The organism is Chryseobacterium gwangjuense, assembly GCF_021311115.1.
Lineage (GTDB): Bacteria > Bacteroidota > Bacteroidia > Flavobacteriales > Weeksellaceae > Chryseobacterium > Chryseobacterium gwangjuense.
This window is the reverse complement of record NZ_JAJTNP010000013.1, coordinates 1-1513: the sequence shown is the minus strand read 5'-3', so window position 1 is coordinate 1513 and position 1513 is coordinate 1. Positions and strand designations below refer to the sequence as shown.

General features: G+C 37.7%; 2 protein-coding genes. Both read left to right on the top strand.

Annotated elements, in window-relative coordinates:
• Positions 1–3 precede the first annotated feature (3 nt).
• Positions 4–996, top strand: coding sequence for a dTDP-glucose 4,6-dehydratase (rfbB, locus tag LV842_RS16060; RefSeq protein WP_394801219.1), 993 nt, complete (start codon positions 4–6; stop codon positions 994–996).
• 20 nt (positions 997–1016) lie between these two features.
• On the top strand, positions 1017–1513 hold a 497-nt coding region (locus LV842_RS16055), incomplete at its 3' end, for a sugar nucleotidyltransferase (RefSeq protein WP_233112440.1).

Sequence of the window (1513 nt, the reverse complement as noted above, 5' to 3'; positions counted from 1 at the left end):
ACCATCATCAATCTTGATGCTTTGACGTATGCCGGAAACCTTGAAAATCTGAAAGACATTGAGAATGAACCCAATTATGTTTTCGAAAAAGCAGACATTACAAAACCAGAAGAATTAAGAGCAATCTTTGAAAAATATAATCCTGATGCCGTGGTTCACTTAGCTGCAGAGAGCCATGTTGATAGAAGCATCACAGATCCGATGGCATTCATTAATACCAATGTAAATGGAACAGCCAATCTTTTGAATCTTTGTAAAGAATTCTGGACTTTAAACCCGGAACATACCCATGGAAGATTTCCTGATGAAAAAAGAAAGAATTTATTCTATCATGTTTCAACAGATGAAGTATACGGAAGTTTGGGCGAAACAGGATTTTTCTTAGAAACTACATCTTATGATCCCCAGTCTCCTTATTCAGCCTCTAAAGCTGCTTCAGATCATTTGGTAAGAGCTTATGGAAATACTTACGGAATGCCATTTATTGTTTCCAACTGTTCCAATAATTATGGACCGAATCATTTCCCTGAAAAACTGATTCCTCTTTGTATCTCAAATATCATCAACGAAAAATCGCTTCCGATTTACGGAGACGGAAAATATACAAGAGACTGGCTATTTGTGATTGATCATGCTAAAGCAATTCATCAGATTTTTAATGAGGCGAAAACCGGAGAAACTTATAATATCGGAGGTTTCAACGAATGGCAGAATATAGATCTGGTAAAAGAACTGATCAAACAGATGGATGAAAAATTAGGAAAGCCTTCCGGTTATTCTGAAAAACTGATCACTTATGTAAAAGACAGACCGGGACATGATAAGCGCTACGCTATCGATGCCACCAAATTAAACAAAGATTTAGGATGGAAGCCGTCTGTAACTTTTGAAGAAGGATTAGGAAAAACAATCGACTGGTTCCTGGAAAACCAGGAATGGCTGGAGAACGTAACAAACGGAGACTACCAAAACTACTACGAAAAACAATATCATTAATTCAAATCACAATACATTAGATGAAAGGAATTATTTTAGCAGGTGGCTCAGGAACAAGATTATATCCTCTTACCATTGCAGTAAGCAAGCAACTGATGCCGGTTTATGATAAACCCATGATTTATTATCCGCTTTCCACATTGCTTTTAGCAGGAATTAAAGATATTTTGATTATCACAACCCCTCACGATCAGGCAGGATTTATCAAGCTTTTAGGCGATGGTTCACAGATCGGGTGTAATATCGAATATGTGGTTCAGCCAAGTCCGGACGGATTAGCACAGGCTTTCATTCTGGGAGATCAATTCATCGGAAATGACCCTGCAGCACTTGTTTTAGGCGATAATATTTTTTACGGTTCGGAAATGGGAACGTTGTTAAAAAACAAAACCAATCCCAATGGCGGAGTTGTTTTTGCTTACCATGTTTCAGATCCTGAAAGGTATGGTGTGGTGGAGTTTGATGATAATTTCAAAGCCGTTTCCATTGAAGAAAAACCTTTACAGCCAAAATCCAA